This window comes from Sphingomonas sp. SFZ2018-12, from assembly GCF_022496715.1.
Lineage (GTDB): Bacteria > Pseudomonadota > Alphaproteobacteria > Sphingomonadales > Sphingomonadaceae > Sphingomonas.
Window position 1 is genome coordinate 509,581 of sequence record NZ_WTFM01000001.1, and the last position, 13,507, is coordinate 523,087.

The 13,507-nt window shown below is 67.1% G+C and carries 16 protein-coding genes; 6 read left to right on the plus strand and 10 right to left on the minus strand.

Annotated features, from left to right (window positions below; all coding sequences use genetic code 11):
* Positions 1 to 52: 52 nt before the first annotated feature.
* The 6 genes from pufB (at position 53) to GO308_RS02410 (ending at position 4,931) form a co-directional block, all read left to right on the plus strand.
* Positions 53 to 286, plus strand: a complete 234-nt coding sequence (pufB, locus tag GO308_RS02385) for a light-harvesting antenna LH1, beta subunit (RefSeq protein WP_066482752.1) — start codon at positions 53 to 55, stop codon at positions 284 to 286.
* A gap of 16 nt (positions 287 to 302) precedes the next feature.
* Entirely contained in the window at positions 303 to 482 is a 180-nt protein-coding gene (pufA, locus tag GO308_RS02390; RefSeq protein ID WP_066482750.1) for a light-harvesting antenna LH1, alpha subunit, read from the plus strand.
* Between the two features lie 161 nt (positions 483 to 643).
* Complete coding sequence (gene pufL / locus GO308_RS02395; RefSeq protein ID WP_066482749.1) at positions 644 to 1,468, plus strand: photosynthetic reaction center subunit L; 825 nt, start codon at positions 644 to 646, stop codon at positions 1,466 to 1,468.
* 14 nt (positions 1,469 to 1,482) lie between these two features.
* A complete protein-coding gene (gene pufM, locus GO308_RS02400; RefSeq protein WP_066482748.1) occupies positions 1,483 to 2,457 on the plus strand; it encodes a photosynthetic reaction center subunit M in 975 nt (324 codons plus the stop codon).
* Positions 2,454 to 3,611 carry a photosynthetic reaction center cytochrome PufC gene (gene pufC / locus GO308_RS02405; protein ID WP_082731799.1) on the plus strand — a complete coding sequence of 386 codons (1,158 nt, stop codon included), beginning with the start codon at positions 2,454 to 2,456 and terminating at the stop codon, positions 3,609 to 3,611. The genes pufM and pufC overlap by 4 nt, the downstream gene beginning before the upstream one ends.
* 51 nt (positions 3,612 to 3,662) lie before the next feature.
* On the plus strand, positions 3,663 to 4,931 hold the full coding sequence (locus GO308_RS02410) for a DUF3422 domain-containing protein (RefSeq protein ID WP_240883693.1): 1,269 nt from the start codon (positions 3,663 to 3,665) through the stop codon (positions 4,929 to 4,931).
* Between the two features lie 310 nt (positions 4,932 to 5,241).
* Here the strand turns inward: GO308_RS02410 and hemA are convergent, their stop codons facing one another.
* Genes hemA through bchL form a run of 10 tightly spaced genes read right to left on the minus strand, consistent with a single transcriptional unit; the run spans position 5,242 to position 13,498 of the window.
* Positions 5,242 to 6,462, minus strand: coding sequence for a 5-aminolevulinate synthase (hemA, locus tag GO308_RS02415; protein WP_066482741.1), 1,221 nt, complete (start codon positions 6,460 to 6,462; stop codon positions 5,242 to 5,244).
* 15 nt (positions 6,463 to 6,477) lie between these two features.
* A complete protein-coding gene (gene puhE, locus GO308_RS02420) occupies positions 6,478 to 7,254 on the minus strand; it encodes a putative photosynthetic complex assembly protein PuhE (RefSeq protein ID WP_240883694.1) in 777 nt (258 codons plus the stop codon).
* The gene (acsF, locus tag GO308_RS02425; RefSeq protein WP_240883695.1) at positions 7,251 to 8,327 is read right to left on the minus strand and encodes a magnesium-protoporphyrin IX monomethyl ester (oxidative) cyclase; all 1,077 of its coding nucleotides are present in this window, start codon (positions 8,325 to 8,327) and stop codon (positions 7,251 to 7,253) included. Before acsF ends, puhE begins: the two co-directional genes overlap by 4 nt.
* Positions 8,324 to 8,617: a hypothetical protein gene (locus tag GO308_RS02430; RefSeq protein WP_197417176.1), complete on the minus strand. Its 294-nt coding sequence runs from the start codon at positions 8,615 to 8,617 to the stop codon at positions 8,324 to 8,326. The genes acsF and GO308_RS02430 overlap by 4 nt, the downstream gene beginning before the upstream one ends.
* A complete protein-coding gene (puhC, locus tag GO308_RS02435; protein WP_066482735.1) occupies positions 8,614 to 9,084 on the minus strand; it encodes a photosynthetic complex assembly protein PuhC in 471 nt (156 codons plus the stop codon). Before puhC ends, GO308_RS02430 begins: the two co-directional genes overlap by 4 nt.
* A complete protein-coding gene (gene puhB / locus GO308_RS02440) occupies positions 9,081 to 9,722 on the minus strand; it encodes a photosynthetic complex putative assembly protein PuhB (protein ID WP_240883696.1) in 642 nt (213 codons plus the stop codon). The genes puhC and puhB overlap by 4 nt, the downstream gene beginning before the upstream one ends.
* Positions 9,719 to 10,492 (minus strand): photosynthetic reaction center subunit H, encoded by a 774-nt coding sequence (gene puhA / locus GO308_RS02445; RefSeq protein WP_066550363.1) that lies wholly within the window; start codon positions 10,490 to 10,492, stop codon positions 9,719 to 9,721. Before puhA ends, puhB begins: the two co-directional genes overlap by 4 nt.
* 11 nt (positions 10,493 to 10,503) lie before the next feature.
* A complete protein-coding gene (locus GO308_RS02450) occupies positions 10,504 to 11,925 on the minus strand; it encodes a BCD family MFS transporter (RefSeq protein WP_066669967.1) in 1,422 nt (473 codons plus the stop codon).
* On the minus strand, positions 11,922 to 12,608 hold the full coding sequence (bchM, locus tag GO308_RS02455) for a magnesium protoporphyrin IX methyltransferase (RefSeq protein ID WP_240885192.1): 687 nt from the start codon (positions 12,606 to 12,608) through the stop codon (positions 11,922 to 11,924). Before bchM ends, GO308_RS02450 begins: the two co-directional genes overlap by 4 nt.
* Positions 12,608 to 13,498 (minus strand): ferredoxin:protochlorophyllide reductase (ATP-dependent) iron-sulfur ATP-binding protein, encoded by an 891-nt coding sequence (gene bchL, locus GO308_RS02460; RefSeq protein ID WP_066669979.1) that lies wholly within the window; start codon positions 13,496 to 13,498, stop codon positions 12,608 to 12,610. The genes bchM and bchL overlap by 1 nt, the downstream gene beginning before the upstream one ends.
* Positions 13,499 to 13,507 lie beyond the last annotated feature (9 nt).

The window sequence follows — 13,507 nt, forward strand, 5'->3', positions numbered from 1 at the left end:
GGGAGCACGTTCCGGGCTCCCCTCCTCGTCCGAATATTTGGAGACGAACGACATGAGCGACCACAGAGACGAAAGGATGGGGCCAGGAACCTACCTGACCCCAGAAGAAGCCAAGGAGTTCCACAAGCTGTTCATCAGCAGCTTCATCGGCTTCACGGTTATCGCCATCATCGCGCACTTCCTGGTGTGGAGCTGGCGGCCGTGGATTCCCGGCCCCAACGGCTACGCGATGATTTCTGACGGCGTTGCCGTGGCGCAAGCCACGATCACCGCCTTCCTGGCATAAGAAGGAGGACCACATCATGTGGAGAATGTGGCTGATATTCGACCCCCGGCGCACGCTTGTTGCGCTCGCGGTCTTCCTGTTCGTGCTGGCCCTGCTGATTCACTTCATCCTGCTCAGCACGGACCGGTTCAACTGGCTTGACGGCGGTCCGGCGACGCCGGCCGTTGCCGAAGCTCCGGCGGCGGTCACTCCCTAGCATCGGGGAAATACGCCCCCGCGCCATCCGGACAGCATCGGGCGCGGGGACGAAACAGGGCGGGCGGGGCTGGCGCGACCAGCCTCGCCTCACCTGGACGACGAAAACTGCAACCGACATCGACGCCGGCCCAGGGGGGCCCGAGCGCGGAGGATTGGGTCATGGCACTGCTGAGCTTCGAGCGAAAATACCGGGTCAGGGGAGGCACCCTGATCGGCGGTGACTTGTTCGACTTCTGGGTCGGACCCTTTTATGTCGGCTTTTTCGGCGTCACCGGCGCGATTTGTTCGCTGCTGGGCACCTTGCTGATCTTTTACGCAGCCTCGCTGGGTCCGACCTGGAACCCTTGGCTGATCTCGATCGCGCCGCCGGATCTCAGCTATGGCCTGGCGCTGGCGCCGCTGCGCGAGGGCGGCTTCTGGCAGGTCATCACGATCTGCGCGATCGGCGCCTTTGTCTCCTGGGCGCTGCGCGAGGTCGAAATCTGCCGCAAGCTCGGCATGGGCTATCACGTGCCGATCGCCTTTGGCGTCGCGATCTTCGCCTATATCAGCCTGGTGGTGATCCGCCCCGTGCTGATGGGTGCATGGGGCCACGGCTTTCCCTACGGGATTTTCAGCCACCTCGACTGGGTGTCGAACACCGGCTACCAGTATCTGCACTTCCACTATAACCCCGCGCACATGCTGGCGGTGAGCTTCTTCTTCACCACCACGCTCGCGCTGTCGCTGCACGGCGCGCTCGTCCTGTCGGCGGTCAACGTGCCCAAGGGCGGTGAGGTGAAATCGCCCGAATATGAGGACGCGTTCTTCCGCGACACGATCGGCTATTCGGTCGGCACGCTCGGCATCCACCGCGTCGGCCTGTTCCTGGCGCTGTCGGCGGGCTTCTGGAGCGCGGTGTGCATCATCATCTCAGGACCGCTGTGGACCCGTGGCTGGCCCGAATGGTGGACCTGGTGGCTCAACCTGCCGATCTGGGCTTGAGAGGGATAACGATCATGGCACGCTACCAAAACCTCTTCACGCAAGTTCAGCTGCGCGCGCCGCCGGAATTCGGCCCGCCGATGACCGACGCGACCTTCACCCGCACCGGCATGCCCAGCTACAATTACTGGATGGGCAAGTTCGGCAACGCCCAGATCGGCCCGATCTACCTCGGCCGGCTCGGCATCGCCTCGCTCATCTGCGGCTTCCTGGCCTTTGAGATCATCGGCCTCAACATGTGGGCGTCGGTCAACTGGGATCCGATCCAGTTCGTCCGCCAGCTGTTCTGGCTGGCGCTCGAGCCGCCCGGGCCCGAATATGGCGTCAGCCCGTTCGTCCCGCTGGCCGAAGGCGGCTGGTGGCTGATCGCCGGTTTCTTCCTGACCTCAAGCGTCCTGTTGTGGTGGGCACGCACCTATATCCGGGCGCGCGCGCTCGGCATGGGCACTCACGTCGCCTGGGCCTTCCTGTCGGCGATCTTCCTCTTCCTCGTCCTCGGCTTCATCCGGCCGTTGCTGATGGGAAGCTGGTCGGAAGCGGTGCCGTTCGGCATCTTTCCGCACCTCGACTGGACGGCTGCGTTCTCGATCCGGTACGGCAACCTGTTCTATAACCCGTTCCATGCGCTTTCGATCGCCTTTCTCTATGGTTCGACGCTGCTGTTCGCGATGCACGGCGCGACGATCCTGGCGACCGGCCGGTACGGCGCCGAACGCGAGATCGAGCAGATCATCGATCGCGGCACCGCTGCCGAGCGCGGCGCGCTGTTCTGGCGCTGGACCATGGGCTTCAACGCCACGATGGAGTCGATCCACCGCTGGGCATGGTGGTTCGCCGTGCTGACCACGCTGACCGGAGGCCTGGGCATCCTGTTGACCGGTACCGTCGTCGACAACTGGTATCTGTGGGCGATCGAGCGCGGCTATGCCGCCGAATATCCCCCGACCGGCGTGGTTGATCCCGCCACGTTGCCTGGAGCACCGCAATGAGCAGCAGCATGAGGCTTTATGCCACCCTGGCGGCCGGTGCGGGCCTGAGCCTCGCGCTCGGGGCCTGCGACCTGGGGCCGAAGAAGATCACGCAGACCGGCTATCGCGGCACGGGCATGGCGCAGGTGGTGGACGTGAACAACGTCAAGCCAGCGGCGGTCATTCCCGACGATCCCTATCCGCTGCCCGCGGACGAGGGCCCGTCGGCAGCCGAAACCTATCAGAATGTCCAGGTGCTCGGCGACTTGTCGGCCGAACGCTTCAACCACCTGATGGCGCAGATCACCCAGTGGGTCGCGCCGCCCGAACAGGGGTGCAATTACTGTCACAACCCCGAGAATCTGGCGTCGGACGAAAAATATACCAAGAACGTCGCACGGCAGATGCTGGTGATGACGCGGTCGATCAACACCAACTGGCAAAGCCATGTGAAGGAAACCGGCGTCACCTGTTACACCTGCCATCGCGGCAACGCGATCCCGGCATATGTCTGGGCGAGCGGCGACAATCCGTCGGGCGGCATCCGTGGCAACAAGCGCGGGCAGAACACGCCGGCGGCGCAGGTAGGCTATGCCTCGCTGCCCTATGACCCCTATTCGATGTATCTCCAGGGCGACCAGAACTCGCGCGTCAACAACACCGGAATCTATCCGGTGGCCGGGGGCAAATCGGTCAAGCAGGCCGAGGCGAGCTATGCGATCATGATGCATCTCTCGACCGCGCTGGGGGTCAACTGCACCTTCTGCCACAATACCGACTCGTTCCAGTCGTGGAGCAACAGCCGGCCGCAACGCGCGCTCGCCTGGTACGGCATCCGCATGGTGCGCGAGATCAACAACCAGCATCTCAATCCGCTGGCGCCGATCATGCCCGCCAATCGCAAAGGGCCGAACGGCGACTCGCTCAAGGTCAACTGCCTGACCTGTCACCAGGGGGTCAACAAGCCGCTTGGCGGGGTGAGCATGCTGCCGAGCGCGCCGACGCTGCGCGTCACCCCGGCGCTGCTCGAACGCTACAAGGGCTATGTGGCGGGCTCGACGCCGATGGCGGAGGCCGCCCCGGCGGCGTCACCCACGGAACCGGCCACTGACTCGACCGTGGCGGAAGCACCCGCTGACGCGGCTCCGGCCGAGGCGCCTGCCGCGACTGAATAAGGAACGCAGGATAACCCCCCGACCGGCGGTCGGGGGCAGCGGAGGGGCGCGATGGACAATTTGACCGCGCGCAGTCACCCGCTTCGCGCCAGCCTTTCGGCCGAGATGCACGTGCGGCGGCTGCCCCGCTTCACCTCGCCCTGCCGGCTCGTCCAGGTCGTCGCGCTGCTCGGCGAGCATAGCTCGCGTCCCAGCCGCGCCTATGTCGCGGCGATCGCCCGGCGCCATGGCCACCGCGTGCTCGACGGGTCGCGCTATGAAGTATTGCCGATCGGCGATGGCGTAACGCTGGTGTGGGAGGGGCATACCGAGTTCGCGAGCATCACGCTGGTGCGCGAAGGCGCATTCGACGATCCGTTCGAGACCACGGCCTTTGGCGAAGAGGCCGCAGCAATCATTGCGGAAATGCCGGGCCAGGTCATCCGCGCGACCCAGATCGCGATCGCCGCCAGGGACACGCCGCTACCCGATCGGGACATGCTGGCGCAGTGGTTTGAGCCGAGCGCGCTGACCGTGTGCACCGTCGCCGATGGCAAGGCGCGGATCATGTCCGATTTCATGCTGCATCCTGACGGCTATGGTCGCCTGCTGGTTGCCGACCTGTCGCTTGAGGGCGACGAGGCCGCGCAGATGGTGGTGCGGCTCCAGGAACTCGGCAACTATCGCAACATGGCGCTCCTCGGCCTGCCGATCGCGCAGAAGCTGACGACCGAGGTATCGGCGCTCGAACAGCGCCTGTCGGTGCTGACCCACGAAGTGTCGGAGCGCGCATCAAGCGACGACGGGCTGCTCGACGAGCTGACTTTCGTGTCGGCCGAGCTGGCGCGGATCGTGGCGTCGACGCGCTATCGCATGTCGGCGACGCGCGCCTATGCGGAGCTGAGCCTGGAGCGGCTGCGCAGCCTGCATGTCGGGGCGGTGCGCGGCTACCAGACGCTGGCGGACTTCACCGAGCGGCGGCTGACGCCGGCGGTGCGAACGTGCGAGAGTTTCGTGCGGCGGCTCGAGGATCTGCAGCAGCGCGCGGCGTGGACCAGCTCGCTGCTGCGCACGCGCATCGACATCGCGCTCGCCAAGCAGAATCGCGACCTGCTCGCGTCGATGGACCAGCGCACCCGGTTGCAGCTGCGCCTGCAGCAGGCGGTCGAGGGGCTGTCGGTGGTGGCGATCAGCTATTACCTGATCGCGCTGCTCGCCTATGTCATCTATCCGCTGGCAGGCGAGAAGCTGAAGCCGCTGGTGATGGCCGGGCTGGTGCCGGTCGTCATGCTGTTCGTGTGGTGGTCGGCGCGGCGGTTGCGGGCGCATCTGGCGGAGTAACTCGGCCGCAGCGCGCAATGCGTCGGTCGAAATGAGTCGCGCGAAGGCGCGAAGACGCGACGTAAAGGCAGAGTTTTTCACGCAGAGACGCGGAGCCTATCGTCGTCGCCCCGGCGGAGGCCGGGGACGCCATTTACGCACTCGGCCCAAGCGGTTCGGTCTGGCGGTCGATCCCCCAAAGGCCCCGGCCTTCGCCGGGGCGACGCACATATTCTCCGCGCCCTCTGCGCCTCTGCGTGAATCTAGACTTCGCGCCTTCGCGCCTTCGCGTGAACCCCTTTTCAGGGGTCCAACGCGATCTCGCGCACCTTCAGGCCGCCATTTCGCGGCGTGCCAGTTCGCAGTGCGACCAGATCTCGCTCAGCGCGCGAACCAGCTTGTCGACGTCGCCGTCGCTGTGGACCGGCGACGGGGTGAGGCGTAGCCGTTCGGTGCCGACGGGCACGGTCGGGTAGTTGATCGGCTGGACATAGATGCCGTGATGCTCGAGCAGCCAGTCGCTGATCATCTTGCACTTCTTGGCATCGCCGACCATCACCGGAATGATGTGGCTGGGATTGTCGATCGTCGGGATGCCCAGCGCAGACAGGCGGCGGCGGACATAGGCGACGCGCTCCTGATGCGCCTCGCGCTCGGCGGAGCTCGCCTTGAGATGGCGGATGCTGGCGGTTGCCCCGGCGGCCAGGCCCGGTGGCAGTGCGGTCGAGAAGATGAAGCCCGAGGCAAAGCTGCGCACGAAGTCGCACAACGCGTGCGACGCCGCGATATAGCCGCCCATCACCCCGAACGCCTTGCCCAGCGTGCCTTCGATCACGGTGATCCGGTCCATCAGCCCTTCGCGTTCGGCGATGCCGCCGCCGCGCGGACCATAGAGGCCGACGGCGTGGACTTCGTCGATATAGCTCATCGCGTCATGTGCTTCGCACACGTCCAGGATTTCGGCGATCGGCGCGATGTCGCCGTCCATCGAATAGACGCTTTCGAATGCGACCAGCTTGGGCCGGCCGGGCTCGATCGCGGCCAGGCGGCGGTTCAGATCCTCGGGATCGTTATGGCGGAACACCTGGCGTTCGGCACGGCTGTGGCGAATGCCCTCGATCATCGAGGCATGGTTGAGCGCGTCCGACAGCACGACGCAGTTCGGTAGCCGCGCCGCCAGGGTGCCGAGCGCGGCCCAGTTGGAGACATAGCCCGAGGTGAACAGCAGCGCCGCTTCCTTGCCGTGCAGGTCAGCGAGCTCGCGCTCCAGCACGACATGGGCATGCGTCGTGCCCGAAATGTTGCGCGTGCCGCCGGCGCCGGCGCCGCATCTGTCGATCGTCTCGTGCATGGCGCTCAGCACGTCGGGGTGCTGGCCCATGCCCAGATAGTCGTTCGAGCACCACACCGTCACGTCGCTGATGTCGCCGTCGACATGCCGGTGCGCGTGGGGGAAGTTACCGGCCTTTCGCTCCAGCTCGGCGAAGATGCGATAGCGCCCGTCTTCGCGCAGCACATCGAGCTCGCCCTGGAAGAATGCCTCGTAGTTCATGCGTGCCTCCCCACCTTATTCACTTTTGGCCGGTACGACGACCGGCGGTTTCGACGCTGAAAACCAGCGCCACATTGCCCCGTCGCGCAGCGGCAGGACCAGAAACAGATGCTCGACCACGCCCAGCACGGCCAGGCCGGCGAGCAGCGTGCAGGTGATCGCCATGCCCCCCGACGCGCTTTCCGCCGCCAGCCAGGCCCAGACGGCGATCCCGGTGCCGCCCACGATCGAGAAGGGGTAGAGCCAGTTGATCGGCCGTGCCCCGAAATAGCTTTTGAGATAGGCGAGATGCGCCGGAAAAATCTCGTCGGACAGGTTGGCGACGCCCAGATACAGGTTGAGCTTGGCCGACAGCCGCATGCCGAACAGCAGCGCAAAGGTGAGCGCGGCGGCCTGATTGGGCTGGCCCCAGCTCAGCGCGACCAGCGCCAGCAGATTGGCGGCGAGCGCAATCTCGTGATGGATGACGGTGCCGGTCGCCAGGCGAAAGCGTGCCCATCCGGTCGTGCCCGGCGGGCAGGGCAGGCGGTTCGGTCCGGCGACGAAGCCCATCAGGAACCCCATCTCGTGCCAGCCCCAGATCAGGATCGCGCACGAAAAGCCGATATAGGCGGCGGACGGCGACGCATCGCCCGCGCTCCACCCCGCGACCGCCATCGCCGCCAGCGCGACCAGCCCGGCCACCCGGAAACTGGTGCGGAACGTCGCGCGCGGGCGGCTGTCCAGCCACACGACCGCACCGGTGCCGACGAACCACATGAACAGCGCAAAGAGGAGCGGGGGCAGGCTCACCAGGCCGGGACCAGACGCGTTTGTGCCGGCAACTCGTTGCGCCGCGTGCGATGGAGATAAAGCCGGACAAAACCGGTCGCCGCCGACGCGACGCCGGTCACGCGCTTGAACGCGCCGGCGATGCCGCCCCGCGCGCGACCCTCGTCAATCCGCGCTGCCGCCCGCCGCATCGCTTCGAGGCCGGCGCGGAAGCCGGGGGCATCGGTATCGAGCACCACCGGAAATACCTGGCGCGTGATTTCGGAGCAGGTGCGGAACACTTGGAGGTCATATTCGGTCGGATCGACGCCCAGCCCCTTGTGGAACTCCGGCCGGTTATGGTCGCGCACATACATGGTGGCGTAGACCGCGACGAGGAAGAAGCGGATCCACAGCTTGTTGTGTCCGGCCAGCAGCTTGGGGTCGGCGCGCATCAGCAGCGCGAACGCCTCGCCATGGCGGAACTCGTCGTTGCACCATTCCTCGAACCAGTTGAAGATCGGGTGGAAGCGCAGCTCCGGGTGACGCGCCAGGTGGCGGTAGATGGTGATGTAGCGCGCATAGCCGATCTTTTCGGACAGATAGGTCGCGTAGAAGATGAACTTCGGCCGGAAATAATGATATTTCTTGGCCTTGGTCAGGAAGCCCAGGTCGACGCCGATCCCCGCATCCTTGAGCGTGTCGTTGATGAAGCCGGCATGGCGGCTCTCGTCGCGGCTCATCAGGCGCATCAATTGCTTGATGTCGGGATTCTTCACCCGCTTGGCGATTTCGGCATAGAGGATGCAGCCCGAGAACTCCGACGTCATCGAGCTGACCAGGAAATCGACGAACTCTTCGCGCAGGCCGTCGGGCAGCGTTTCGATGACCCCGTTGAAGGCTTCGGTGCGCTTGAAATGCCGCTTGTTGGGGTCGGCGACCATCTCGGCGATCAGCGCGTCCCATTCGGCGCGCACCGACGAGACGTCGAGCCGGTCCATCGCGTCGAAATCGGTGGTGTAGAAGCGCGGCGACAACACCGTGTTCTCGGTGGCGATCGCCAGCGTGTCGGGGGCATGGCCCGGGGCGGGCGTGATCGGGCTGATGGCGTTCATGATGCGCTCCGCGGGGAAAAGCTGACTTCGTAGAGCTCGGTCATCTCGAAATGACCGACGAAACGGGTCCACAGACGCTCGATCGCGGTGGCACGCTCGACCGTCGCGGTGCGGCGAAAGCTGCCGCCGGTGCCGAACGGGACGATGATCGGATCGCCATGGACGATGACGCGGTCGCCCGGATTTATGGCGATGTCGCCGTCCAGCTCGACATGCGCGTGAAACGCCTCGTCATGATGCTCGATGTCGATGCGACACGGCGTATCGAAACGGGCGCGCGCGAACATCATTTGGCCTCCGGGGCGAGCAGCGCCATGAACGCGGCGCGATTGTCGATGCCGAAGCCGTTGAGCTCGACGCTGCGTCCCGTCGCGGTGTCGGTCAGCGACAGGCCGCCATTGGCCCAGGCGGCGAGGACGAACGGCGTGTCGGGACCCAGGCCGCGCATCCGCCGGTCACGGGCAAAGCCGCGCATGACGCCGCGGATGAAGCCAGAATTGCTGCCGCGCGGCAACAACGTCACCCGACCATCGGCACGCGTGATCGCCACGCCGCCATCTTCGCGGTCGGCGAAGCGAAGCGTCTGCGACGTGACCATCGGGACATGCGCGGCGGCGCGCTCCGCGACCGGCGACGCCGCGGGCGGCAGGCCGATCATGCGCACCGTCACCGTCGCCACTAGAGTGAAGGCGACCAGCGCGCCGGCCAGGATCAGGGCACCCTGCGGGACGGTGTTTTCGTGGCTGTGCGTGGTCATGCCGCCGCCGCCTCGCCAAACCCGCTATGGCCGGCCGTGCTGCCGGTAACGCCCGTGATGCCCTGCGGCGGCGTGATCTGTCCGCTCGGCACCGCGGTCAGGCACTGGCGCGCGATCATCGCGCCGATACGCTCGGCATCCCCGACCGCGCGCAGCGTCGGCTGGGGCCGGTTGATGTGCCAGGCGCGCGCGTGCGGCCACAGGGTCGCATAGCCGAGCAGCGGCGCGCCCTTCAGCTTGAGCGCGATGTCGCCGGTGCCGTCGGGGCGCGGGGCGAAATCGACCGCCTCGATCATCGCGAGCGGCAGGTTGATGCACTTGGGCAGGGCCACGCCGATCCGCAGGACGAGCCGCTTGTCGGTCAGCGTATAGACCGTGGTGCGCGCCGATGCCCAGGCGAGCAGCGCCAGCACCGCGACGCCCAGCACGCCGGCGGTCGCGGTCATCGCCGTGCCGGTCACGCCGCCGGTCATCGCGGCGACGATCACGAGCACCGCGAAGTAACCGCCGACCAGCCGCGTGTGAAAGGCGGTGCGGGCGAGCGCGCGCCATTGCGGCCGGCCGCGCCACAGGATCCGCTCGCCCGGCGGCAGCAGCCCCGGCAGTCCGGGGATCGGCTCGCCCTCATACTCGCTCACAGGAACGGCTCCTGCCGCGCCGGCGTCGCATAGAGATAGCCGCCGCCGAAATAGGCCGACACGCGCTCTTCCTCGTACAGGGTGATCGTGCCGTTCGCGCCGGCTTCCGGGGCGTTGGCGAACTGCGCGGCGGTGATCGCGTCGATGACGACGCGGCCGCGCTTGCGCTCGATCGTCGCCATGAACATCGGTGCCAGCACCGATCGGCCGCTGTCGGCCAGCGCGACCTCGAGATAGCGGATCAGGCGGTCGGCCTTGTCGATCCATACCTCGCCAACCGTGCCGGCGACCTTGCCGTCCGCGCCGACGACCGGCATGCCACGCGGATCGGGATCGTTCTTGACGATCCAGAACTCGCTCGCCGCGCCCAGCGGCACGATGCGCGGATGGCCTTCCCAGTCGACGTCGGGACGCTTGGCGCGATCGGCGTAGGCGGCGGGGCCGACACCGTCGACCAGCGGGTCACCGGTCGGGACATAGGGCGCGCCGGGGAAGCGTTCAAAGCGCCGCGCGGCGATGTCGACGGGTTCGCGGCCGTGCGCCGGGGCCTGCGTCGTGCCATGGCCGAAGGGCAGCTTGAAATATTTGGTGTCGCCGTGGAGCAGCGGGCCGCCCAGCGTGTCGAGCCGGCCGGTCATCTCGTCCTCGAGCGGGAAACCCTCGCGTCGGTCCTCGCGGCGCAGATAGATGATCAGCCCCACGAAAAAGAGGAAAAAGGCGTTGAGCGTGATCAGCGCAACGTCGATGTGCTCGTTGATTTGAACGTCCATTGGCCTTCTCCTCAGATCGGAAACTGGCCCAGCCCGAAGCGTCCGGGGGCCGGTCGGGGCGTGCCGTCGCGCCCGTTGACCAGCGGCCCGAGCGCGACGAGCGTGCCCAGCAGCAAGATGATTTCCACGCAGTAGACAAACCCGTAGCCCGTCGCCGGCGCCGCCAGCGTCGTGCCGAAATCGCGCGCGACCGCGACGGTCGAGACAAGGTCGCGCATCAGTGCGCCGAGCGCGATGGCAAGCCCCGCGCAGGTCGCCTGCACCGCGCCCCACGCGCCCAGTGCCAGGCCCGACTGTCCGTCGCGCGCCAGCCCCATCGCCTCGACCATCGTGCCGACCGAGAACAGCCCGGCACCCAGCCCGATAAAGGTCGCGCCGACCGCGAGCAGGACCACCTGCTCCAGCGGCGCGGCGAACAGGACCGCGAGGAACGCCGCGATGCCGGCGACCGCGCCATAGCCGGCCAGCCGCAACGGGTCCGCACCGGCCGCGAGCCCGCGCGCCGCCAGCGCAAAACCGACGATCATGCCCGTCGCCCACAGCGCGGTCAGCGACGTGGTCGCGGCCACCGACAGGCCCAGAATTGCGCCGCCATAGGGTTCCAGCAGCACGTCCTGCATGCTGAACGCCGCGGCACCGAGCCCGACGACGGTCAGCAGGCGCAGGGTGCGTGGATTGGCGACATAGACCGCCCACAGGCTGGCGAAGTCGGGGCGTGGACGATCGGCGGCGGTGGCCGTGCGGTTGCGCGCTTCCTGCTTCCACAAGGCGGTGATGTTGAGCACCATGGTGACGACCGCGGCACCCTGGACGACCTGGACCAGCCGGGTGGGGGAGAAGTCGGCGAGCAGCCGGCCGATCAGCAGCGCGCTGAGCAGCATGCCCGCCAGCAGCGCGACGTACAGCAGCGCGACGACGCGCGGGCGGCTCGCCTCGGGCGCCAGGTCGGTGGCGAGCGCCAGGCCGGCGGTCTGGGTCATGTGCATCCCCGCGCCGACCAGCAGAAAGCCGATCGCGGCGCCGGTCTGGCCGATCCACGCCGGTGCCGCGCCGTCGCCGGTCATCACCAGGATGCCGAAGGGCAAAATCGCCAGCCCGCCGAACTGCAGGAGCGTACCGAACCAGATATAGGGCACCCGCTTCCACCCCAGTACCGACCGATGCTGGTCGGACTTGTGCCCGATCAGCGCGCGCAACGGGGCGAACAGGATGGGCAGTGCAACCATCGCCGCGACGACCGACGCCGACATGCCGAGCTCGACGATCATCACCCGGTTGAGCGTGCCCGTCAGCAGCACCATCGCCATGCCGACCGAAACCTGGAACAGCGAGAGCCGCAGCAACCGGCCGAGCGGCAGCTCGGCGGTCGCCGCGTCCGCAAAGGGCAGGAAGCGCGTCCCGATCCGGGTCCAGAAGGCGGCGCGCGGGCTCATCGCGGCAGCAGCTCCATCGCCTGGCTGGTGTAGAAGCCGCTCGCGATCCGCTCGGTGCGGCCCACACGCGCGCCGTGCGCCCCGCTGGTGATCAGCGTGCGGAGCAGGCGTTCGGCGACGGGCACGATTGCGGGCGCGCGATCCTGGCCGGGCAGCAGCTTGCCAGTCATGTGCATCGCACGCAGCAACGGCGTGGCGGGGGCAAAGGTGAAGACGATCGACCCGGCGGTGCGATCGGCCAGCTGGTCGAGCACCTCGACAATGTCGAAGGCGGGGTAATGGATCAGCGAGTCCATCGCGACGACATGGTCGAACCGGCCGAGCGCCGGGTCGAGCAGGTCGCCGACGCGCCATTCGATATTGAGGTGGCGCGGCGCGCGGTTCTGCGCGATCGAAACCAGGCTGCCGGCGACGTCGATCGCCACCACCTGCGCGCCACGCTCAGCCGCCTCGACCGCCAGCGCGCCGGTGCCACAGCCGGCATCGAGCAGGCGCAGCCCGCGCATGTCGGCGGGCAGCCAGCCGAGCAGGGTGGCGCCCATCCGGTCGCGCCCCGCGCGCACGGTGCGGCGGATACCGCTGACCGGTGCATCCGACGTCAGCTGTTCCCAGGCTTTCGACGCGGTGCGGTCGAAATAGGTCTCGAGCTGGCCGCGATAGCGCGAGTAGGTGGCGCTGCCCATCATTCGAACCCCAGGAACTCGAAGATGTCGCGATCCTTCATCGGCACCGCGGCAAGCGCGTCGGTGCCCGCCCAGAGTTGCGCGGCCAGGCGCTTATACTCGTTGCACGCCGCCTCCACTTCGGGCGTCTGCTCCATTTCGAACAGCGTGCATTTCTTGAGGCGCGAGCGGCGAATGGCATCCAGATCGGGGAAATGCGCGAGGCGCTTCAGGCCTGTCGCTTCGTTGAAGCGGTCGATCTCGTCGGTCTGCGACGACCGGTTGGCGATCACGCCGGCCATGCGCACGTCGTAATTCTTGGCCTTGGCCTGGATCGCGGCGACGATGCGGTTCATCGCGAAGATCGAATCGAAGTCGTTGGCGGCAACCACCACCGCGCGCTCGGCATGCTGCAGCGGGGCGGCAAAGCCGCCGCACACGACGTCGCCCAGCACGTCGAAGATGACGACGTCGGTTTCCTCGAGCAGGTGATGCTGCTTCAGCAGCTTGACCGTCTGGCCGACGACATAGCCGCCGCAGCCGGTGCCGGCCGGCGGTCCGCCCGCCTCCACGCACATCACGCCGTTGAACCCTTCGAACATATAGTCTTCGGGGCGGAGTTCCTCGTGATGGAAATCGGCCTGTTCGAGCACGTCGATGACGGTCGGCATCAGCTTCTTGGTCAGCGTGAAGGTGCTGTCATGCTTGGGATCGCAGCCGATCTGGAGCACGCGCTTGCCGAGCAGCGACAGCGCCGCCGACAGGTTGGAGGACGTGGTCGACTTGCCGATCCCGCCCTTGCCGTAAACGGCGATCACCTTGGCGTTGCCGATGCGGTCGACGGGGTCGAGCCGAACCTGGACGCTGCCTTCGCCATCCTGTCCGCGTACCGGGGGGTCGAGAAGTGCCATGCGTCGTTA